Origin of the sequence: Roseobacter weihaiensis (assembly GCF_020622345.1) — a bacterium.
GTDB lineage: Bacteria > Pseudomonadota > Alphaproteobacteria > Rhodobacterales > Rhodobacteraceae > Roseobacter > Roseobacter weihaiensis.
Genome location: NZ_JACNMO010000033.1, coordinates 1 through 21,197 on the forward strand (window position 1 = coordinate 1; position 21,197 = coordinate 21,197).

24 protein-coding genes and 1 pseudogene are annotated in these 21,197 nt (G+C 59.7%); 16 read left to right on the top strand and 9 right to left on the bottom strand.

Translation table 11 applies throughout. The features are described 5' to 3' along the window. The 7 genes and pseudogenes from H7847_RS23625 to H7847_RS23655 all read left to right on the top strand — a co-directional run. A pseudogene (locus H7847_RS23625) lies at window positions 1-125 on the top strand (S-(hydroxymethyl)glutathione dehydrogenase); the annotation flags it as partial. A gap of 6 nt (window positions 126-131) precedes the next feature. Next, complete coding sequence (gene fghA, locus H7847_RS23630) at window positions 132-956, top strand: S-formylglutathione hydrolase (RefSeq protein WP_227271955.1); 825 nt, start codon at window positions 132-134, stop codon at window positions 954-956. 35 nt (window positions 957-991) lie between these two features. Next, window positions 992-1,393 (top strand): c-type cytochrome, encoded by a 402-nt coding sequence (locus tag H7847_RS23635; RefSeq protein ID WP_227271956.1) that lies wholly within the window; start codon window positions 992-994, stop codon window positions 1,391-1,393. A gap of 126 nt (window positions 1,394-1,519) precedes the next feature. Further along, window positions 1,520-3,322 (top strand): methanol/ethanol family PQQ-dependent dehydrogenase, encoded by a 1,803-nt coding sequence (locus H7847_RS23640; RefSeq protein ID WP_227271957.1) that lies wholly within the window; start codon window positions 1,520-1,522, stop codon window positions 3,320-3,322. 113 nt (window positions 3,323-3,435) lie between these two features. Further along, window positions 3,436-3,945: a c-type cytochrome, methanol metabolism-related gene (locus H7847_RS23645; RefSeq protein WP_227271958.1), complete on the top strand. Its 510-nt coding sequence runs from the start codon at window positions 3,436-3,438 to the stop codon at window positions 3,943-3,945. Continuing rightward, a complete protein-coding gene (locus H7847_RS23650; RefSeq protein WP_227271959.1) occupies window positions 3,929-4,777 on the top strand; it encodes a substrate-binding domain-containing protein in 849 nt (282 codons plus the stop codon). Before H7847_RS23645 ends, H7847_RS23650 begins: the two co-directional genes overlap by 17 nt. After that, window positions 4,774-5,328, top strand: a complete 555-nt coding sequence (locus H7847_RS23655; RefSeq protein ID WP_227271960.1) for a PQQ-dependent catabolism-associated CXXCW motif protein — start codon at window positions 4,774-4,776, stop codon at window positions 5,326-5,328. Before H7847_RS23650 ends, H7847_RS23655 begins: the two co-directional genes overlap by 4 nt. A gap of 12 nt (window positions 5,329-5,340) precedes the next feature. On the opposite strand, the gene H7847_RS23660 is transcribed toward H7847_RS23655, so the two are convergent. From H7847_RS23660 to H7847_RS23675, 4 genes are read right to left on the bottom strand one after another with little or no spacing between them, the layout of a single operon-like run. Then, the gene (locus H7847_RS23660) at window positions 5,341-6,153 is read right to left on the bottom strand and encodes a quinoprotein dehydrogenase-associated SoxYZ-like carrier (protein ID WP_227271961.1); all 813 of its coding nucleotides are present in this window, start codon (window positions 6,151-6,153) and stop codon (window positions 5,341-5,343) included. Continuing rightward, entirely contained in the window at window positions 6,150-7,058 is a 909-nt protein-coding gene (locus tag H7847_RS23665) for a YVTN family beta-propeller repeat protein (RefSeq protein WP_227271962.1), read from the bottom strand. The genes H7847_RS23660 and H7847_RS23665 overlap by 4 nt, the downstream gene beginning before the upstream one ends. 16 nt (window positions 7,059-7,074) lie before the next feature. Next, complete coding sequence (locus tag H7847_RS23670; RefSeq protein WP_227271963.1) at window positions 7,075-7,620, bottom strand: SRPBCC family protein; 546 nt, start codon at window positions 7,618-7,620, stop codon at window positions 7,075-7,077. Further along, on the bottom strand, window positions 7,620-8,117 hold the full coding sequence (locus H7847_RS23675) for a DUF3280 domain-containing protein (protein WP_227271964.1): 498 nt from the start codon (window positions 8,115-8,117) through the stop codon (window positions 7,620-7,622). Before H7847_RS23675 ends, H7847_RS23670 begins: the two co-directional genes overlap by 1 nt. Before the next feature lie 147 nt (window positions 8,118-8,264). On the opposite strand from H7847_RS23675, the gene H7847_RS23680 reads away from it, so the two are divergent. The 7 genes from H7847_RS23680 to H7847_RS23710 are packed head-to-tail and all read left to right on the top strand — an operon-like array spanning window position 8,265 to window position 13,552. Further along, entirely contained in the window at window positions 8,265-9,452 is a 1,188-nt protein-coding gene (locus tag H7847_RS23680) for an ABC transporter substrate-binding protein (protein ID WP_406676036.1), read from the top strand. Between the two features lie 12 nt (window positions 9,453-9,464). Next, window positions 9,465-10,436: a YVTN family beta-propeller repeat protein gene (locus tag H7847_RS23685; protein ID WP_227271965.1), complete on the top strand. Its 972-nt coding sequence runs from the start codon at window positions 9,465-9,467 to the stop codon at window positions 10,434-10,436. A 34-nt stretch (window positions 10,437-10,470) separates the two neighbouring features. Beyond that, complete coding sequence (locus H7847_RS23690; RefSeq protein ID WP_227271966.1) at window positions 10,471-10,908, top strand: cupredoxin domain-containing protein; 438 nt, start codon at window positions 10,471-10,473, stop codon at window positions 10,906-10,908. Between the two features lie 17 nt (window positions 10,909-10,925). Next, a complete protein-coding gene (locus tag H7847_RS23695; protein ID WP_227271967.1) occupies window positions 10,926-11,177 on the top strand; it encodes a PepSY domain-containing protein in 252 nt (83 codons plus the stop codon). Window positions 11,178-11,203: 26 nt separating this feature from the next. Beyond that, window positions 11,204-12,172, top strand: coding sequence for an ABC transporter substrate-binding protein (locus H7847_RS23700; RefSeq protein WP_227271968.1), 969 nt, complete (start codon window positions 11,204-11,206; stop codon window positions 12,170-12,172). 7 nt (window positions 12,173-12,179) lie between these two features. Beyond that, entirely contained in the window at window positions 12,180-12,929 is a 750-nt protein-coding gene (locus H7847_RS23705) for an ABC transporter permease (RefSeq protein ID WP_227271969.1), read from the top strand. Continuing rightward, window positions 12,926-13,552 carry an ABC transporter ATP-binding protein gene (locus H7847_RS23710; RefSeq protein WP_227271970.1) on the top strand — a complete coding sequence of 209 codons (627 nt, stop codon included), beginning with the start codon at window positions 12,926-12,928 and terminating at the stop codon, window positions 13,550-13,552. The genes H7847_RS23705 and H7847_RS23710 overlap by 4 nt, the downstream gene beginning before the upstream one ends. A 43-nt stretch (window positions 13,553-13,595) precedes the next feature. Here H7847_RS23710 and glyA read toward each other — a convergent pair whose 3' ends face one another. From glyA to H7847_RS23735, 5 genes are read right to left on the bottom strand one after another with little or no spacing between them, the layout of a single operon-like run. Continuing rightward, window positions 13,596-14,882: a serine hydroxymethyltransferase gene (gene glyA, locus H7847_RS23715; protein ID WP_227271971.1), complete on the bottom strand. Its 1,287-nt coding sequence runs from the start codon at window positions 14,880-14,882 to the stop codon at window positions 13,596-13,598. Window positions 14,883-14,923: 41 nt separating this feature from the next. Continuing rightward, entirely contained in the window at window positions 14,924-15,895 is a 972-nt protein-coding gene (locus H7847_RS23720; RefSeq protein ID WP_227271972.1) for a 2-hydroxyacid dehydrogenase, read from the bottom strand. Continuing rightward, the gene (sucD, locus tag H7847_RS23725) at window positions 15,895-16,782 is read right to left on the bottom strand and encodes a succinate--CoA ligase subunit alpha (protein WP_227271973.1); all 888 of its coding nucleotides are present in this window, start codon (window positions 16,780-16,782) and stop codon (window positions 15,895-15,897) included. The genes H7847_RS23720 and sucD overlap by 1 nt, the downstream gene beginning before the upstream one ends. After that, entirely contained in the window at window positions 16,779-17,978 is a 1,200-nt protein-coding gene (locus H7847_RS23730; protein WP_227271974.1) for a malate--CoA ligase subunit beta, read from the bottom strand. Before H7847_RS23730 ends, sucD begins: the two co-directional genes overlap by 4 nt. A gap of 34 nt (window positions 17,979-18,012) precedes the next feature. Further along, window positions 18,013-19,260, bottom strand: a complete 1,248-nt coding sequence (locus H7847_RS23735; protein ID WP_227271975.1) for an aminotransferase class V-fold PLP-dependent enzyme — start codon at window positions 19,258-19,260, stop codon at window positions 18,013-18,015. A 231-nt stretch (window positions 19,261-19,491) separates the two neighbouring features. On the opposite strand from H7847_RS23735, the gene H7847_RS23740 reads away from it, so the two are divergent. Next, window positions 19,492-20,094, top strand: a complete 603-nt coding sequence (locus H7847_RS23740; RefSeq protein WP_406676037.1) for a response regulator transcription factor — start codon at window positions 19,492-19,494, stop codon at window positions 20,092-20,094. Between the two features lie 101 nt (window positions 20,095-20,195). Then, on the top strand, window positions 20,196-21,173 hold the full coding sequence (locus H7847_RS23745) for an HpcH/HpaI aldolase/citrate lyase family protein (protein ID WP_227271977.1): 978 nt from the start codon (window positions 20,196-20,198) through the stop codon (window positions 21,171-21,173). The last annotated feature ends 24 nt before the right edge of the window (window positions 21,174-21,197 follow it).

Genomic DNA, 21,197 nt, shown 5'->3' on the forward strand with positions numbered 1-21,197 from the left:
GGTACATGGACGGCAAGATCGAGATCGACCCGATGATCACGCACAAGCTGACCCTCGACGAGATCAACCACGGCTTCGACCTCATGCACCAGGGAAAATCAATCCGCGCCGTCGTGGAGTTTTGAGCTGATATGGAGCTGGTGTCGGAAAATCGGAGTTTCGGAGGCAGGCAGAAAGTCTTGAAGCATCCGTCCAACACCTGCGGCTGTGAGATGACCTTTGCCGCGTACCTGCCGCCCCAGGCAGAGGTCGGACCGGTGCCGGTGCTGTGGTATCTGAGTGGGCTGACCTGCACCCACGAGAACGCCATGACCAAGGGTGGTTTTCAGGAACATGCCGCCGAGCATGGTCTGGCGGTGATCTTTCCCGATACCTCGCCCCGAGGCGATGGGGTCAGCGATGACGACGCCTACGATCTGGGGCAGGGGGCCGGTTTTTACCTCAATGCCACGCGGAACCCCTGGAAGACGCATTACCGGATGTACGATTATATTGTCAGCGAATTGCGCTCCATCGTGATGGATAACCTGCCGGTTCAGGACAAGCACGGGATCACCGGCCATTCGATGGGCGGGCATGGGGCGATTACAATCGCTATCCGGAATGCAGGTCTTTTTGACTCGCTGTCGGCCTTTGCGCCAATCGCCAATCCGACCCAGTCGGACTGGGGGCGCAAACAGCTGAGCGCCTATCTGGGTGATGACGAAAGCAGTTGGGCCGAACATGATGCCACGCTGCTGCTGCAGGAACACGGCTGGAAAGGCGATCTGCTTGTGGATCAGGGGTCGGGGGACCAGTTCCTTGATCTTCTCAAACCTGAATCGCTGGCCGACGTGATGGCGCGCCGCAGGCAGCCCGGACAGGTCCGGATGCAAGAAGGCTACGACCATTCGTATTTCTTTGTGAACAGTTTTGCGCGGGACCATGTGCGCTGGCACGCGGCCCGGTTGAACTGACAGCACGTAAAAGTCCAAACGATGGAAGGGACGACATGTTGAGAAAGTTTTTTGCGGTAACCTGTCTGATGGTGGTGCCGGCAGTGGCCTTCGCGGAGGGCGAAATCACGGGTGATGCGGCAGCAGGCGAGAAAGTGTTCCGCAAGTGCAAGGCCTGCCATGCGGTGGGCGAGGGTGCCGAGAATAAGGTCGGCCCAGTCCTGAATGGCGTTTTCGGTGGTGCCATAGCTGCCGTGCCGGATTTTGGCTATTCGGACGTCTTGATGGAGCTGGGTGCCGACGGCAAAACCTGGACGGTTGAAGAGATGGACGCTTTCCTCAAAAAGCCGCGCGACTACGCTAAAGGCACCAAGATGTCCTTTGCCGGCCTTCGCAAGGAAGAAGACCGGGCGAACGTGATTGCATATCTTGCGAGCTTCCCAGCGGAAGGCTCGTAAGCTCAAGAATTTCCTGTGCGGCCGGTGGAGAGTTCGGCCGTGTTGGAAAGAACTGATACCAAGCCCGGTACCGGGTCTGAGTGTCATTCACGCGGCAATCCTGCCGCATACCAGGGAGGTACTTTGATGAAAAAGCTATCGCTTTTGACGTCTGGGATCGCTCTTTGCGCCGCCAGTATGGCCTATGCAAACGACGATCTCATTTCACAGATGGACAATGCCAGCCAATGGGCCATCCAGACCGGTGACTACAAGAACCACCGTTATTCCGAGCTTGACCAGATTAATGTGGACAACGTGGGCGATCTGCAGGTGGCCTGGACATTTTCCACCGGGGTTCTGCGCGGGCATGAGGGCTCGCCGCTGGTGATCGGCGACGTGATGTATGTGCACACGCCGTTCCCGAACATCGTCTATGCGCTTGATCTGGCCAATGAGGGCAAGATCCTCTGGAAATATGAGCCAAAGCAGGATCCGGATGTCATTCCGGTGATGTGCTGTGACACGGTTTACCGGGGCGTTGCCTACGCGGATAACAAGATTTTCCTGCATCAGGCCGACACGAAAGTTGTCGCGCTGAACGCGGAAACGGGTGCCGTGGAATGGGAAGCCATCAACGGTGATCCTTCCATCGGAGAGACCAACACAGCCACCGTGCTGCCGGTCAAGGACAAGGTTATTGTCGGCATTTCGGGCGGTGAATTCGGTGTCCGGGGTCACACGACGGCCTATGACATGGCCACCGGTGAGCTGGTCTGGCGCGCCTATTCCATGGGCCCGGATGAGGACATCCTCGTTGATCCGGAGAACACCACCCATCTGGGCACGCCCGTGGGGGAAAACTCCGGCACCAACACCTGGGAAGGCGATCAGTGGATGATCGGCGGTGGTACCACCTGGGGCTGGTTCTCGGCGGATATGGATGAAAACCTGTTCTACTACGGCACAGGCAACCCGTCGACCTGGAACCCGGCACAGCGTCCTGGTGACAACCGCTGGTCCATGACCCTCATGGCCCGCGACATCGACACCGGTGTGGCCAAGTGGTTCTACCAGATGACCCCGCACGACGAGTGGGATTACGACGGTGTGAACGAGAACATCCTGACCGAGCAAGAGATTGACGGCGAGATGCGCAAGCTGCTCACCCACTTTGATCGCAACGGTCTGGCCTACACCATGGACCGTGTGACCGGCGAACTGCTGGTAGCGGAGAAATACGACCCGGTTGTGAACTGGACAACGGGCGTCGACATGGATCCGAACTCCGACACCTATGGTCGTCCGGCGGTTGTGGCGCAATATTCCACGTCGCAGAACGGCGAGGACGTCAACACCACCGGCATCTGCCCTGCGGCCCTGGGCACCAAGGACCAGCAGCCAGCGGCCTATTCGCCCAGAACGGAAGTCTTCTATGTGCCGACAAATCACGTCTGCATGGATTATGAGCCTTTCCGGGTGAGCTACACCGCAGGTCAGCCCTATGTGGGTGCGACCCTGTCGATGTATCCTGCACCGGACAGCCATGGTGGCATGGGCAACTTCATCGCCTGGGATAACCTCAAAGGTGAGATCCTGTGGTCCATCCCCGAGAAGTTCTCGGTCTGGTCCGGTGCACTGGCAACGGCAGGGGACATCGTGTTCTACGGCACGCTCGAAGGTCACCTGAAAGCAGTGAGCGCTGAAACGGGTGAGGAGCTTTACCGCTTCAAGACACCCTCGGGCATCATCGGTAACGTGATGACCTATGAGCATGACGGGCGGCAGTATGTCGGTATCCTGTCGGGTGTTGGCGGCTGGGCCGGGATCGGCCTTGCGGCGGGTCTGACCAATCCCAATGACGGCCTTGGTGCTGTCGGCGGCTATGCCGCGCTGAGTGACTACACGGCTCTGGGCGGTCAACTGACGGTCTTTGCACTGCCAAACTGACCTTGGCGAATGCCTTGACCCAAAGACTGGCGCGGCTTTTCAAAAGGCCGCGCCAGTCCAACAAACAATCGGGCGACAGCGACACGCGGCCCCAGATAAAATGGGTGAGAAACATGAAAACCACATATGGTATTGTGGCGCTTTGTCTGGCCGCAGGTCTGCCGGTCACGGCCAGCGCCGAAGAGCCGGTCGATCCGGCACTCTACGAGGTCGCTTACAGTGAGGATGGCCGGTATTTCAACAGCGACGATGTGCCGACGTTCAACATCGCGGAAGACGGTACCGTCGACTGGCTGACCTTTTCGGGGTTCCGCCGGTATCACGCGGAATGCCACGTGTGTCACGGCCCCGACGGCGAGGGCTCGACCTATGCGCCGGCGGTCAAGAACGCGGCCATTGACCTTGGCTATGATGAATTTTTCGACGTCGTCGTGAATGGTCGCCAGAACGGCAATTCGGTGATGCCGCACTTTGGTGATAACCGGAACGTGATGTGCTACCTTGATGATATCTACGTCTACCTCAAGGCGCGCGGCCTTGATGCGGTGCCCCGTGGGCGCCCGGCCAAGAAGGAAGCCAAATCCGACGTAATCCGTGAGGATGAAAATGCCTGCATGGGCTGAAAACATATTTCGAAACCTGGCTGTAACCCTCTTCCTGGGTTTCTCCCTTGCGGGGTCTGCAGGTGCACAGACATCCGATCTGGTGTCCAACAACGCCTTGCGTGTCTGTGCAGACCCCGCGAATTACCCCATGTCCGCCAAGGATGAAACCGGGTTCGAGAACAAGCTGGCCGAGTTCGTCGCGGCAAAGCTCGATCTGCCCGTGCAATACACCTGGTATCCCATGGCCACCGGGTTTATCCGCAATACGCTCATGGCCAAGCAATGCGACGTGATAATGGGCTATGCGCAGGGTCATGAACTGGTGCTCAACACCAACCACTACTTCACCTCTGTCTATACGTTGATCGTGCCGCAAGACAGCGATCTGGCGGCGGTGCAGTCGCTTGCAGACCCTGCCCTCAAAGACCGCCGGTTGGGGGTCGTCGCCGGAACACCCCCGGCAGCGCATCTGGCGCGCAACGGGTTGATCGGCAAATCGAAGGGGTACAACCTCGTCGTTGATCGCCGACATCAAAGCCCCGCGAACGATATGCTGGATGATCTGGCGGCGGGCGAGATTGACGGGGCGGTTCTGTGGGGGCCGCTCGGAGGGCCGCTGGTCAAGGCTGACTATCCGGACTTCAAAGTCATCCCGCTGGTCAAGGAAGAACTACCACCGCGTCTCTTCTATCGCATCACCATGGGGGTGCGGATTGGCGAAAAAGTGTGGCAACGTCAGCTGAATTCTCTGATCCGGCGCAATCAGGACGAGATCAACGCGTTGCTGGCGGAGGCGGGTGTGCCCTTGGTGACCGATCTTGGCACCGAAGTCATGGAGATTTCCAATTGATCAAAGCCCTGCTCGCGGTGGCGCTTCTGGCGCTGCCGCACGCAGGCTGGGCGCAAACGGTTCCCGAGCCACCCGGTTACCGCATGGATCACTACCGCGCCCCTGTCCCTGCAACGCTGGAAGGTGTCACAGTGGTGGGCCCGGAAGGTGCTTATGCGCTTTGGTCGAAGGGTGGGGCGGCCTTCATCGATGTTCTGCCGCAGCCGCCCAAACCCGGCAACCTTCCCAAAGGGACGATCTGGCGTGACAAGCCGCGCCATTCTATCCCCGGCGCGATCTGGTTGCCGAACGTGGGCTACGGGGCGATTGCCGATGTCACGGCAGGGTACTTCCGGGCCGGGCTGGAGAAGGCCACACAGGGCGATCCGGCGCACCCGGTTGTCCTCTTCTGTCTCGAAGACTGCTGGATGAGTTGGAATGCCGCCAAGCGGGCGCTCGAATGGGGGTACAGATCCGTCTATTGGCTGCCCGAGGGGACCGACGGCTGGCAGTTATGGGACTATCCGCTGGAACGGGTCGAACCGCTGGAAGGCCAATCCCAGACAGACTGAGACAGCGCGGCCTCAGAAACCGGCCAGTTCCTTGTGCACATGGCTCACCGTGCCATCGGTATCGGTCATGGTGACATCCACCGACCGGGTGCTTTGCGGCACCGCCAGCCCCAGACGCGGATTCTCCGACAGGGAAATCGATCCCGTCAGGTCCACAAACCCCGCACCATCCAGATCAATCTCGATGTTTTCGACATAGCGCATCGGGATGAACAGCAACGAGATCTGGTCCATCTGCATGCCGGAATGCGACGGATGCGAGATATCCACATCCATCCGGCCCAGACGCGCGGCCAGGCTGGTGAGCCTGCCGCCCTCCACCCCGGAGACAGTGCCCGCCAAATCGATATTGATCTGGCCGAGTGTGGCCAGCGCGATTTCCGGGTCGGTGCCGGGCGGGGCGGCACAGGCTCCCTGTCCGGAGGTTTTCACGAAGGTCTCCGACACGAACAAGCGGCCGTCCGAGGTTTCGGCGATCACATGCATCGGCGTCGGGCCGTTCACCCGCATGGTAATGTCAAAGTAGAACCCCGGCTGCGGGGTATCGAGGTCAAACACGGCGGAGACGGGCATGGGGTTTTCATCCAGAACAACCGTGACCTTGGTAATCTGCGCACCGGGCGGGGCTTTGATCTGCGCGGCCAGATCGGTACGCGCGTCATCATAGGTCCGGTAGGGGGCGTCGATGGCGATGATGCCTTCTCCGCTCAGCATGACGCGCTCACCATAAAGCTGTTGCTTTACCGCGGTCCAACTGTCGGTGTTTGCCAGGGCGGGCAAGGCTGCCCAGCAGAGCAGTGCAGCTGTCAATCCAAGATGTTTCATTCACTGTCTCCCATCAAGAACACGCCAAAAGCGCGGGGGCCGTCACAGGTGTCTATTTCGTTTAGCACAGAAAGGGCTTCTGCATCGAAGATTGTGATGGAGTTATCAAACCAGTTGGCGACGACAATCCGTGTGCCATCGCTGCTGGTATCAATGCCTTCGGGGTATTCACCGGTGGTCAGCGTGGCCACGGGCTCAAGCGTCTTTAGGTCGATCACGCTGACGCTGTCCTCATATTGGTTCGTGACAAAGGCCCGACCTTTGGCAAAGGCCACGCCGTAGGGCCGCTCACCCACGGGCACGGTTGCCTGCACGCCGCCGCCGGCAGCATCGATCACGGTAAGATCATTGCTGCCCACATTGCCCACGAACAACCGCCCGTCCGGCGCAAACCGCAGGCCGAAAGGCCGGGTACCCACATCGACCCGGTGTCGCAGATCAAGCGTATCTGCATCGAAGATTGATACCTGATCCGCGTCCCGGTCGGCCGAAGCGACGAAGCGGCCATCCTCGGAGATCGCAAGACCTGCGGGAGCGGCCCCGACCGTCAGTTCATCCCTTGTGGCCAGCCTGCTGTCATCCAGTACCCAGATCCTTGCGTTGTACCAGTCTGACACGAAAAGCTGCCCCCGCGCTGCGTCATGGGCAACGCCGATGGGCCCGCCGTCGAGTGTGGTGCTTTTTATGATTGCCCCTGAATGCGGGTCATGTTTGCGTAGGGTTTTACTGTCTGCTGAAACGGTAAAGACCCCACCGTGCGACACGGCCACGCCTGCGGGTTTGCCAGGCACCGGCCAGCGGTCGATCTCTGTTCCCGCTGCCAGATCGATCACGCTGAGAGCGTCACCGTTTTGACAGGTGATGTAAGCGACCTCCTCTGCCGCGACCGGAAGGGCTGCCAGCATCAGCGCAGGTCCAAGCTTATGAACCGGACGCACCGAACCTCGCCGTCAACGCATCCAGACCTGCTTGATAAACCGCTGAGACCGCGGCGATGGCGGCCGCGTCGTTCAGCTCTTCCGGCGGATCGTTATTCGGATAGCCGCGATAAAACGCACCGCGCCATTCAATCACCGATCCCCCGGCCTCGCGCGGCATCACGGTCAAATGAGAGGAGTAATTCGTCACTGGCAGCACGTCGACCTCTACCTCCGTGATACGGTAGGAATAGCTCATCTTCTCATCGCTGAACTTGTAGAGGATTTCCGAGATTGTCGGCCCGTCTGCTGCCCCAAGTGTCAGCACCCGTGTGGCGTCAATGGCGTTGCCATTCTCGCCTGCGGTGCTGTGCACGGCGGGATGCCAGGACATGTCCTGAAAATTGCCGATCGCGGCCCAGACCTCTGCTGGATTTGCGGCCACTTGCGTGGTGAGCGTGATCTTTTGCCGGGTGGGACCATGTGCCAGCGCCAGCCCGGGCAGGGTCATCGCCGCGAGGCAGACCCCCAGGAAAATACGTTTCTTCATCATTTCTCCTCCACGAAAAATCTGTTTTTCAGGATGTAGCGCATGCCACGTGTCCAGCTGTCGTCAGTGTTGCCGCGAATATCGACCACGCCACCTTTCACCATCTCACCCGTATCCGCCGCGCGCAGTTGCAGGTTGATCGCGAGGATCAGGTCGGAGACTTTCTGCACCTCGCCGACCAGCGCATAGTCCGCGCCCAGTTGCGTGGCGATGCGGGTGTCGCAGCCGTAGCATTTCGCCAGATTGACCACCCGGTCGATTTCTTTGCGCGCCGGTTCAATGTCGACCAACAGGTATCCTTCGTCTTTGAATCGTGCCCGCACCATCTCTTCCAGCAGAGCGATCCGCGCGACCTCGGGTGGGGCCGCATCGCCGCCGTCGGTCTGCAAAGACGTGTCCAGCAAGGTCATGCCAAAGAAGGCCACGCGCTCCTGCGCGTGGGCACCGGCTCCCGCAAGACTGTTTACTGCAAGAAAAGCAATTACGATCAGTCGCATAGGTCCATTCTTAAAAAATAAGAATCGTGCTTTATCGTGCGGCTGCTAGGCTGTTTCTCACAACCCGGCCAAAAGTATCGGTTCTGACCGCAGCTCTGGCAGGGAAAACGGGAGGTCCGGCAAAACGCCCGGACAAGGGAGGATCAGGTGTTTCGATTGCACACGTCGCTTGCGGCGGCATTTGCTGTATTTTTGTCTGCGGGGGCGGCTCTGGCCATTGAGGTCAAAGCAGCCGTGCTGCGCATTGACTACCCCACACTCTTGCCTGTCAGCCGGTATGACTTGCCGCCGGACGATCTTGGCTTTGCCGGGGCGGCTCTGGCCGATGAGGACAATGGCACCACGGGAGGGTTTCTGGGCCACACGTATGAGACCATCACCGTGGCGGTGCCGCCTGAAGACGCGGACGCGGCCATGGCAAAAATACTGGAGGACGGGATCAGGCTGGTGGTCTTGCAGTCGCGCAAGGAGGATCTGCTGCGGCTGACGGACCAGGCAGCGGAGGCGGGGGCGCTGGTGTTCAACGCGCGGGCTGCCGACAACGGGCTGCGCGATGACGCCTGCCGGGCCAACCTGCTGCACACAGCCCCCTCGCACGGGATGAAGGCGGACGCAGTCGCGCAATTCGCCGTCTGGAAAAAATGGACGGATTGGTTCCTGATTGCCGGCAGTAACCCGCAGGATATGGCTCTGGCGGAGGCTTACCGCAAGGCGGCGGGCAAATTCGGGGCACGGATCGTCGAGGACCGGTCCTTTGAGGATACCGGCGGGTCGCGGCGGACGGATTCCGGTTATGTCATGGTCCAGCGCCAATTGCCCACCTTTACCCAGCGTGCCGAAGATCATGACGTCGTGATTGCCGCCGATGAGACGGATTATTTTGCCCGGTTCCTGAGCTATCACCTGTGGACACCGCGCCCGGTGCTGGGCTCCGGCGGGCTGGTACCCACATCGTTTCACGGCGCGCATGAAGCTTACGGTGCGATGCAATATCAGACTCGGTTCGAAGCGCTCACAGGCCGCTACGTCAGAGCAGAGGATTACAACGTCTGGTTGGCCCTGCGTGTCGTCGGTGAGGCCGTGACCCGCGCCAACACCGCCGACCCCGAGGGCGTGCGCAACTACGCGCTTTCGGATGAATTTGAGCTGGCGGCCTTCAAAGGTCAAAAGGTGACATTCCGCGACTGGAATGGTCAGCTGCGACAGCCGATCCTGCTGCATGACGGGATGATCACCGTCAGCGTCAGCCCGCAGGAAGGGTTTCTGCATCAGACATCCCCGCTCGACACGATGGGCCTCGACCGGCCCGAATCCCGCTGCACCGCTTTTGAATAAGGAGAGACACCGATGAAATCCTTGCTACTCTCAACGTCGCTTGCCGTCCTGATGGCCGTGCCCGCCTATGCCGGAAAGGCGTTCATCTCGAACGAGCGCGGCAACACCATCACGGTGGTCAATACGGAGACCTGGGAAGTGGAGGCGGAGTTTTTCGCCGGAAACCGTCCCCGCGGGATCACGGCGAGCCCTGATGGCAGCGTGATCTATGTCTGCGCCTCCGATGACAACCTCGTGCGCGTTTTCGATTCCACCACCTATGAGGAACTGCCCAGCCTGCCCTCGGGCCCCGACCCGGAGCTGTTCATTCTGGAACCCTCGGGCAAGCGGCTCTACATCGCCAATGAGGATGACAATCTGGTCACGGTGACGGATACGGAAACCCGCACGATCCTGGCTGAAGTGCCCGTGGGGGTGGAGCCTGAAGGCATGGGCATGAGCCCGGATGCGAAATTTGTCGTCAATACCTCCGAGACGACGAACATGGCGCATTTCATCTCAACCGAGGACTACACGATCAAGCACAATATCCTGGTCGATCAGCGGCCGCGCTATGCCCAGTACACCGCTGACGGGTCCCGGCTCTTTGTGACCTCCGAGATTGGCGGCACGGTGTCGGTCATGGATATCGCCGAGGATGGCACCCCCACGCTGGTGCACAAGATTTCCTTTGAGGTCGCAGGTGTGCAGCCTGAATGGTTGCAGCCCGTGGGGGCCAAGGTGACCTCCGATGGCAGACGTCTGTTTGTCGCGCTCGGGCCAGCAAACCGCGTCGCGGTGGTCGATGCGCAAAGCCTTGAGGTGCTGGATTACATCCTTGTGGGCCAGCGGGTCTGGCAGCTCGATTTCACACCGGATGAGAAATACCTGCTGACCACCAACGGCAATTCCAACGATATCACCGTGATCGATGTCGCCAAGGAACAAGCAATAAGATCCATTCAGGTGGGACAACAGCCCTGGGGCGTTGTGACCATCGAATAGTCTCGTTCAAAGACATAAAGAGGGGAGTACCAAGATGAGAAAACTGTTGATGGCTGCTGTGATGGCCATGATGAGCACACCAGTGGTCGCCGCACCCTTGTGTGATGATCTGGGGTTCGCCGGGTTGCTGGCCAAATGCAACCGGGGCGAGACGATCAAGCTGACGCTGGCCTCTGGCCAACCGTTGGGGGAGGACGTGCAATTACAGTCCGGCGCCTACTACAAGCTGGAGATTACGGCCGACGGGTCTGCCGAACTTGCCGTGGAGGGCGCCAGTTTTTTCCGGGCAATCTGGATGAATGAGATCGTGATCAACAGCATCGAAATCCGGCCCATGGCAATCGACAGCATCGAGTTCGACAAGGCCGGTGTGGCTGAGCTGTCCTTTATCGCCATCAAACCTGGTCGTCACGAGTTGCGCATTCCCGGATCTACCGGCGACGCGCAATCCGTCACTCTTTCCATTCAATAAAAGAAGGATCACTTGATATGAAATTCACCCTGATAGTGGCGGCCGTCGCCCTGATGTCGGCTCCGGCTTTTGCAGAAGACGCTGTGGATGCCGAGACGGTCGAAAAAATCGAAGCAATGTTGGCCTCGATCGAGTGCCAGATGGACCCTGACGACATCGAGGTCGAAGAGGATGGTTACGATCTTGACGATGTGATCTGCAAAGGAGGCGATCAGTTCGACATCAAGCTGGACAAGGAATTCAACGAGGTGAGCCGACGCGCGGAGTAAGCCGCGCCCGGTCGCGGGAGAACGCGATGAGACGCCTGAGCCGACTGTTCTGCGCGCTGGTGATGGCATTCAGCGGACCTGTGCTCGCTGATGACATGCCGACCATTCGCGCCGCTGTGCTCAAGATCGGCACGGTGAATTGGGAACTGGCGACGATCACTGAAAACGGGCTGGACCGGCAGCACGGCTTTGTGCTGGAGGTCCAGCCGTTTGCGGACAATGGCGCCACGCGTATCGCGGTTGAAGGCGGTGAGGCCGACATGGCCGTTGCCGATTGGATTTGGGTCGCCCGTCAGCGCGCGGCGGGCAAAGACTATGTCTTTATCCCCTATTCGCGCGCCGTGGGCGGGCTGGTCGTGCCCGAGACCAGCACCGCACAGTCTCTGGAGGACCTCAGGGACGGCAAGATCGGCATCGCCGGTGGTCCGTTGGACAAATCCTGGCTGATCCTGCGGGCCTATGCGCAACAGCAGTATGGTTTCGATCTGAAAGCGGAAACGGAGCAGGTCTACGGCGCGCCGCCTCTGATCTTCAAATCGGCAACCGGGGATGAATACGCAGGCGCCATTAATTTCTGGCACTTTCTGGCCAAGAACAAGGCGGCAGGCATGCGCGAGCTGATCTCGGTGGAAGAGGCAGGGGCAGCCCTCGGTCTGGACACCGACACACCGCTTCTGGGGTATTACATGAGGGAGAGTTTTCTGGACGAACATCCCGATCTGGCGCAGTCCTTTTTCGAGGCGAGCCGGGCTGCCAAGGACATGCTGGCCACGTCGGACGCGGCCTGGGAGGCCATACGCTCCCGTATGAACGCGCAATCCGAGGCGCAATACGAGCAGTTGAAATCTGACTGGATCGCGGGCATTCCGGCGCGGGGGCCGATTGATGCCAGGGCCGCGGATGACATGCTTGGGCTGATGCAGAAGTTGGGCGGTCCGGAGCTTGTGGGCGCTGCCACATCCGTGCCGGATGGTCTTTTCGCGGACGTCCAGTAATGCGAAAATGACCGGCGCGCGGCTCACTCCTGTTTTCTCCATGATCGGGTTGCTTGCGCTCTGGGTGGTTGCAGCTCTTCTGACCGACGACACCCAGATACTGCCAACCCCTTGGCAACTGGGGCCGCCCTTCCAGCAGGAAGTGGCATCTGGCGAGCTGCTGACCCACCTCGGCGCAACCATCATCCGGGTCATCTGGGCGTTCACGCTTGCCATGACGCTGGGAACCGCTCTGGGCTTGATCATGGGCCGATCTGCGGCGGTGAACGCCTGGCTTGACCCCTGGCTTGTTGTTTTCCTGAACCTTCCCGCCCTCGTGCTGATCGTGCTGTGCTACCTGTGGATCGGCCTTACAGAGGCCGCTGCCATCACAGCGGTGACGCTCAACAAGATCCCCAATGTCGCCGTGGTGATCCGTGAAGGTGCTCGCGCGCTCGATCCTGATCTTGACGCGATGAGCAAGGTCTACCGGATGTCGTGGCTGGCCCGCATGCGGCACGTCGTGTTCCCGCAACTTGCCCCTTTCATCGCCGCTGCGGCCCGCTCCGGGGTGGCTGTGATCTGGAAGATCGTGCTGGTGGTCGAGTTTCTGGGACGCTCCTCCGGCGTTGGCTTTCAGATCCATCTTTACTTCCAGCTCTTTGATGTGGCGATGGTCCTGGTTTACGCGTTTTCCTTCATTTGCGTCATGCTGCTCTTTGAATGGCTCTTTCTGCAACCGTTCGAGCGTCGGGCAAGACGATGGCGGACAGCATGATAACGGTCGATATCAGGTCAAAACATTTTGCCGGCACACCCGTGCTTGGCCCGCTCACCTTTCGCGTGGCACCGGGGGAAACACTCGCCATTGTCGGACCGTCGGGGATCGGCAAATCCACGCTGTTACGGATCGTGGCGGGTGTGGACGCGGCGTTTGATGGCAATGTGGAAAGGCCAGCGGCGACAGCTTTTGTCTTTCAGGAGCCGACCCTGTTGCCGTGGCGATCCGTCCTGCAAAACCTGCTGCTGCTGCATCCGCAGCTAAACCCGGAGGCCGCCCGCACCATGCTCGCCCGCGTCGGTCTGGAGGGCAAAGACAGCCTCTTTCCCGGACAGCTTTCGCTTGGCCAGCAGCGGCGACTTTCGCTGGCGCGGGCATTTTGCGGCGCGCCGGAGCTGTTGATTATGGATGAGCCTTTCGTCTCGCTGGATACCGAAACCGCCGAGACGATGTTGAAACTGACCGAAGGTCTGATCGCCGAACATCACCCGGCCACGCTTTTTGTGACCCACGACATGCGGGAAGCGGACCGGTTGGCAGATCGTGTCCTGACGTTACGAAGCCATCCCGCCGGAGCCATCGTGGCGGGTATCTCTTCGGTCGCGGATCAGGCGGGATGAAAGGCGCGCGGTTTTCACCCGCTCTAAATATGTCGTCAGCGGCTCAGTAGATCGGATGAGCCGCGCAGAGCGCTTTTGCCTTGGCCTTCGTGGTCGCTTCGATGTCAGCGTTTCCGTCCGGGCCATTGGCCGCAAGCCCTTCAACCACATCGACAATCCAGTCGGCGATATCCCGGAAGTCCTGTTCGTCAAACCCACGGGTTGTGCCTGCGGAGGAGCCCAGACGAATGCCGCTGGTAATCATGGGTTTTTCGTCATCAAAGGGAATCCCGTTCTTGTTGCAGGTGATGTTGGCGCGTCCAAGGGCGGCTTCGGTTTCGTTGCCTTTGACGCCTTTGGGCCGCAGGTCGACCAGCAAAAGATGGGTGTCCGTGCCGTGGGTAACGGTCTCCAGCCCCCGTTTGTGGAGTTGGTCGGCCATGGCTTGGGCGTTGCGGATCACGCGGCTGATGTACTCCTTGAAAGCGGGTTGCTGGGCCTCTGCAAAAGCAACGGCTTTGGCTGCGATCACATGCATGAGCGGGCCGCCCTGGATGCCTGGGAAAATGGCGGAGTTGAACTTCTTGGCCAGCGTCTCGTCATTGGTCAGGATCATGCCACCACGCGGGCCGCGCAGGGTCTTATGCGTGGTTGTGGTGACCACATGGGCGTGCGGGAAGGGGCTGTCGTATTGTCCGGCGGCGATCAGCCCGGCGAAATGCGCCACATCCGCCAGCATGTAGGCGCCCACGCTGTCGGCAATCTCGCGGATACGCGCAAAATCGATCTGTCGCGGAATGGCCGATCCTCCCGCGATGATCATTTGAGGTTTGTGTTCATGCGCCAGGGCTTCGATCTGGCCGTAGTCGATATCGAGCGTATCGGGCTTGACACCGTACTGAACGGGCTTGAACCACTTGCCGGACTGATTGGGCTTGGCACCGTGGGTCAGATGCCCGCCTGCGTCCAGTGACATGCCGAGGATCGTATCACCGGGCTGTAGCAGCGCCTGGAACACACCCTGATTGGCCTGCGACCCGGAGTTCGGCTGCACATTCGCAAACGCGCAGCTGAAAAGCGCGCAAGCTCGTTCAATCGCCAGATCTTCGGCAATGTCGACATACTGGCAGCCGCCATAGTAGCGCCGACCGGAATAGCCTTCGGCGTATTTGTTGGTCATGATGCTGCCCTGTGCCTCAAGCACCGCGCGGCTGACAATGTTCTCCGATGCGATCAGTTCGATCTCTTCGCGCTGGCGTTGCAACTCCGAAGAAATCGACGTTGCCACAGCCGGGTCGGACTGCGCCAGCGATGTGGTGAAAAAGCCGTTGTCTTTGAAGGGGGCATTCATATTGGATCTCCGAAGGTAAACAGGGTCAGGGCAGGTTTTTTTCAGGCCACCCGGTCGCGCGGGGTTTGCCCGCTGAAAAAGGCGTTCAGGTTTTCGATGACACGGTATCCCATGGCTTCGCGTGCTTCCTTGGTCGCGCTGCCCAGATGTGGCAGCATCACCAGGTTGTCGCATTGCGCGAGATCGGGGTTGATCCGGGGCTCGCCGTCAAAAACGTCCAGCGCCGCGCCGCCGATGGTCTCGAACATCAGCGCTTGCGTCAGGGCCAGCTCATTCACGACCTCGCCGCGGGAGGTGTTGATCAGGTAGGCATCCGGCTTCATCAGGTTCAGCCGGGTCGCGTTGATCATATTGCGGTTTTCAACACCGCCGGGACAATGCAGCGAGACGAAATCACATTGCGGCAGCAAATCCTCAATCGTGTCGACCTGCCGGGCGTTGTAGCGCGCCAGCACCTCTGCCGGGACGAGAGAGCGATTGTAGACAACAATGTCCATGCCAAAGCCATGATGCGCGCGGCGTGCCATTTCCTGCCCGATGCGGCCAAATCCGATGATACCGAGGACCTTGCCGGACACCTTGCGCCCGACCAGATGCGTTGGGCGCCATCCCGTCCAGTTGCCTGCCCGGACCTCCCGCTCGCCTTCGCCTGCGCGGCGCGCGACCATCAGCATCAACGTCATGGCCAGATCGGCGGTACATTCTGACAGCACATCCGGCGTGTTGGTGATGGCGATCCCCTGGTTCTTGGCACTGCCAACATCGATATGGGTAAAGCCCACCCCGTAGTTCGCGAGGATCTTGGTGCGCGGTTTCGCAACGTCAAAAGCGTCCGCCCCGATCTTGTCGGTCACGGTGGGCAGCACCGCGTCATACTGGCGGATGGCCTCGCGAAACTCCATGCTGCTGAGCGGTTTGTCGTCGCGGTTCAGCACCACGTCATAGTTTTCAGCAAGCCGCGCTTCGACGGCAGCCGGCCAGCGGCGGGTGACCAGAACAGAAGGTTTCTGCATCAGGCGGCCTCCATCACTTGGGCGATTGTTGCACCGATCGAGGCGGGCGTTTCGGCAACCGTCACCCCCGCGGCCGATAGAATTTCAACCTTTTCGCTGGCGCTTTCACCAAAGGCCGAGATGATGGCCCCGGCATGACCCATTGTCCGGCCTTTGGGGGCCGTCAAACCGGCCACATAGGCAATCACGGGTTTGGTTACGTGATCGCGAATGTAGGCGGCGGCTTCGGCTTCCTGCGGGCCGCCGATCTCGCCGATCAGTGCGATGACATGGGTCTGGTCATCCTGTTCAAAGCGTTCCAGAATGTCCCTGAACGAGGACCCGTTTATGGGATCACCTCCGATACCCACCGACGTGCTGACGCCGATGCCGCGCTCTTTCAGCTGCGCGGCCGCCTCATACCCCAGTGTGCCCGAGCGGCCAACGATGCCCACATGTCCGGGCAGATAGATATGGCCCGGCATGATCCCCAAAAGCGCCTTGCCCGGACTGATCGTGCCTGCACAGTTCGGGCCGGTCAGCACCATGCGTTTTTCTCGGGCATAGCGGTACATGTAGCGCTTCACGCGGATCATATCCAAGGCAGGGATGCCGTCGGTGATGCAGACACAATAGCGGATACCGCTGTCGGCGGCTTCCATGATGCTGTCCGCGGCAAAGGGGGGCGGCACGATGACAAGGCTGGCCTCGGCGCCGGTCTCTGCAACCGCCTCTTCTACCGTGTCGAAAACCGGCAGGCCCTCGACCGTCTCTCCGCCTTTGCCGGGTACCACGCCGCCGACCACGTTGGTGCCATAATCCATCATTTCCCTGGTGTGGAAGCGCGCCATCTTTCCGGTGATACCGTGGATGATGACCTTTGTGTCGCGGTCCAAAAGAATGCTCATGTGACGGCCCTCATCTTCACACCTTGAGACAGGTCGTTCTGCCAGGCACCGACTGCGCGCTCAGCGGCCTGCGAGAGCGTTGTCGCGCGGATGATCGGCATGCCGGAGCGGGCGAGAATTTTCTGACCCTCTTCGACATTGGTACCGGCCAGGCGCACGATCACGGGGACTTCCACCTCGACCTCCTTGAGGGCCTGTACGATCCCTTCGGCAACCCAGTCGCAGCGGTTGATCCCCGCAAAGATGTTCACGAGGATGGCCTGCACATTGCTGTCGGAGAGCACCAGACGGAACGCTTTGGCGACCCGATCCGGCGTGGCCCCCCCGCCGATGTCGAGGAAATTGGCAGGCTCCCCGCCGGCGAGCTTGATCATGTCCATCGTGGCCATGGCCAGCCCGGCACCATTCACGATACAGCCGATGTTGCCATCGAGGCCGACGTAATTGAGGCCACGATCAGCGGCGCGCGATTCCCGCGGGTCCTCTTGCGACTTGTCCCGCAATTCGGCCACGTAAGGGTGACGGAACATCGCGTTGGTGTCGAAGGTCATCTTGGCGTCCAGGGCAAGCAGGCGGTTGTCGCCTGTGATCACCAGTGGATTGATCTCCACCATTGTCGCATCCAGCTCGGTGAACGCGCGGTAGCAGCCCAGAAGTGTGCGGGCAAATTGCTGGGTCAGGGACGGATCAATACCGAGTTTGAATGCAATCTGGCGGCACTGGAATTCCTGCAGGCCCACCGCCGGTTCAACGATTGCGCGCACGATCGAGTCTGGTTTGTCCGCCGAGATGTCTTCGATCTCCATGCCGCCTTCGCCACTGGCAACGATCATGACCCGCTGCGAGCTCCGGTCGAGCACGAAGCCCAGATAGATTTCGCGATCAATGGGGACCGCCGCTTCGACGTAGATGCGGTAGATGCCTTTGCCTTCCGGTCCGGTCTGATGCGTGACAAGCTTGCGTCCAAAGAGATTTTCGCAGGTCTGCTCGATCTCGCGGTCGCTATGGCAAAGCTTCACACCGCCGGCCTTGCCACGCCCCCCGGCATGGACCTGCGCCTTGACGACCCATTTATCGCCTCCCAGTTCGCGGGCGCGGTAGGCCGCCTGTTCCGGGCTATAGGCCAGTGCCCCTTCCGGGCTTGCCACGCCGAAGCGGGCAAGCAGTTCTTTGGCCTGATACTCGTGGATATCCATAACGCATCCTCCCAGTAGCGTTTTGTTTCAGTCCTTACTCCGCTGCGATCGACCGGCCGTAGTACTCGTTCAGCGCAGAGGACACCCGGCCATGGTCCACCGTACCGCCAAGGTCCGTGATGGCATCGCCAAAGCGCCGAACAATGTCCGAAATGGTCTGTTCGTTCAGCAGGTTCAGGATGCCGATGCGGATTTGAACAGGCTCAGACAGGGTCGGCCAGATACCAAAGCCCTGCGCGCGGCAGTGCTGCACCAATTCCATCTCCCGGCCCGCCATTGCCTCGGGCAGGTTGAGCACGATCAGGGATGTCATATTGGACGTCACGGTGCAGCCCATGGCTGTGACCGCTGCTCTGAGTGCTGCTTCATGGAACTGGTAGTCCTTGGCACGCTGCGCCACGGTTTGCTGAAGCGTGATGCGCAGTGCCTCATGGAAAGCCGCGACCGCATAGGCGCTGTGCGTGCGGTGGTAGGCGCCTTTTTCGACATCCTGACCATCCACGATGCCCCAATGACGTGCTTCAAGAATTGGATGATGCACAAAGGTGCGGGTGCCGGTTTTCTTCAACATGTCAATGTAGTGGTCGGTAAAAGAGACCGGGGCATAGGTGAGCGGCAGGCAGCAAATGCCCTTTTGCGGGCAAGATGCCCAGCCGTGTATTCCCGGGTAATCATCGATCCGGAAATCTTCCACACCAAGCGAGGAGACCGCATCCACGAGCCCCATCGCACCATGTTTCTCGCAGGCATCAGAGAAGCCCTGAATGTCATTGATGCGGCCCGAACCCGTTTCCCAATGCGCCATCGCAGCCCATTTTGGTTTGTGCGCCGCGAGGGCTTTTTCAACGATTTCGCCGGTGACGGACTGACCATGCGGCACATCGATGATCGTCACGCTGGCGGCCTGCGGGTTCATCGGGTCGGCAGCCAGTTCTTCGGCGGTTGCTGCCTTCATCCGAACTGTCAGACCATCGATACCGGAGAATGTGCCGTTCACGAACATCACAACGCTGTCGCCGGGCATCACCGCGCTGAACATAACGTCCAGACCGCTCCATCCTGTGCCAGCGACGCCGAAGGTGTGAACGTTCTTGGTGCCCATGACGTCGCGCAGCATGTGCTTGCATTCTTTCATGCCACGCAGGACGTCCTCATGCATGTGATCTGCGAGCCCTGCGCCCGCAAAGCGCGCCAACACCCGGGCATCTGTATTGCCGGGGCCGGGGCCTGCAGCGATGGTTTCGGGTATTTCAAGTTGCGGAAAGACGGTGACATCGCTCATGGTACGCTCCTGTCGTGGGCTAAACTGAATTCCAGTGATGCATTAACAGTTACTGAACTCGACAAATGGGACAACGCCCGTTAGACCTGCCTTTGGGTATCTATTTAGGCGGTGTTTTACCTACCCAAATTGGTAAGTATCCGGCGGCATACCAGATCTAAGCCCACCCGTGTGGGTAGTTTATCGGAATTAGCAGATATGAATCAAGCTTTTAGCCAACCTATCGAGATCATGCTGGCCGACAGCAATCCGCTGGTTCTGTCAGCGATGTCGGAAGTTTTCGAACGGGATGAGCGATTCTCGCTTGTGGCGACTGCTGCGACAGCAGAGGCGTTCCTGGGAACAGTCATGCGTGTTCCTGTCACCGTCGGTGTGATTGACTGGAACCTGCCCGTCATCGGAGGGGCAAAGCTGATCGAGGTTCTGCGGGAACAGGAAAACGCCCCCAAAATTGCCGTTTATGCCGAGGGTTCGGGTGATTTGCCGCGCATGGCCATGACGGCCGGGGCGGCAGCATTTGTGCCACGCTCCGCCCAGGTTCACACTTTGCTGGAAACCTGCATGGACGTGGCCAAAGGCAAAATGGTTTTCCCCTTCCTTGACGTCCGCGATTTGCAGCAAGACCCGATCCATCAGCTCAGTCGCAAGGAACGCGCGATGCTGGAGGCCTTGTCAAAAGGGCTGACCAACCGGGAACTCTCCAGCGAACTTGGGATTTCAACCAACACGGTGAAGTTCCACTTGTCGAACCTTTATGGCAAGCTCAGCGTCAAGAATCGGGCGCAGGCCATCGCCTTTTACTATTCCTCCAGGTTGCGCCCCGACGCGGAATAGCCTGCGCGGTATACCCAGATAGACCAAAGTTGTGCTTGACATTTTTAGTCGCCGAAACCGTTTCTATGGTAACTTTATTACGTTCTGAAAGGATCTGCGACATGTCATTTTACGCTGCCGAACAGGCCCCGGGCCGCCTGAACCGCTCCGAACTCGCCGTGCCGGGAAGTCAGCCGGATATGTTTGAAAAAGCGGCGAAATCCGATGTCGATGTGATCTTTCTCGATCTTGAAGACGCCGTCGCACCAGATGAAAAGGAGCAGGCCCGCAAGAACATCATCAAGGCGCTCAACGAGGTGGATTGGGGCAAGAAATCGATGTCGGTGCGCATCAATGGCCTTGATACGCACTACATGTACCGCGACGTGGTGGATGTCGTGGAACAGGCGGGCGAGCGCCTTGATCTTATCATGGTTCCCAAGGTCGGCACGGCGTCGGATGTCTACGCCGTCGACATGATGGTGACCCAGATCGAAGACGCCAAGAGCTACAAGAAGCGTATTGGTTTTGAACATATTATCGAAACCGCGCTCGGCATGCAGAATGTCAGTGAGATCGCGGCTGCCTCCAAGCGCAACGAGAGCCTGCATTTCGGCGTGGCCGACTACGCGGCGTCAACGCGGGCGCGCACCACAATCATCGGCGGTGTGAACAAGGATTACGCCGTTCTGACCGACCCGGATGAGAACGGTCAGCGCGAAAATCATTGGGGGGATATGTGGCATTATGCTCTGGCGAGGATGGTCGTGGCCGCGCGTGCCAACGGGTTGCGGCCCATTGACGGTCCTTTCGGCGATTTCAAGGATCCCGACGGCTACAAGGCTGCGGCCTACAGAGCCGCCGTTCTGGGCTGTGAAGGGAAGTGGGCCATCCACCCCAGCCAGATCGCACTGGCAAATGAGGTGATGAGCCCGTCCGACGCAGAGATTACCAAGGCGCAGCGTATTCTTGAGGCAATGAAACAGGCCGAAGCGGACGGCAAGGGAGCTGTCAGCCTGGATGGTCGCCTGATCGACTATGCCTCCATACGACAGGCCGAGGTCCTTGTGGAGAAGGCGCAGCAAATTGCTGGCGGATGATCCGCATGCCTGCATGGCGCGGGT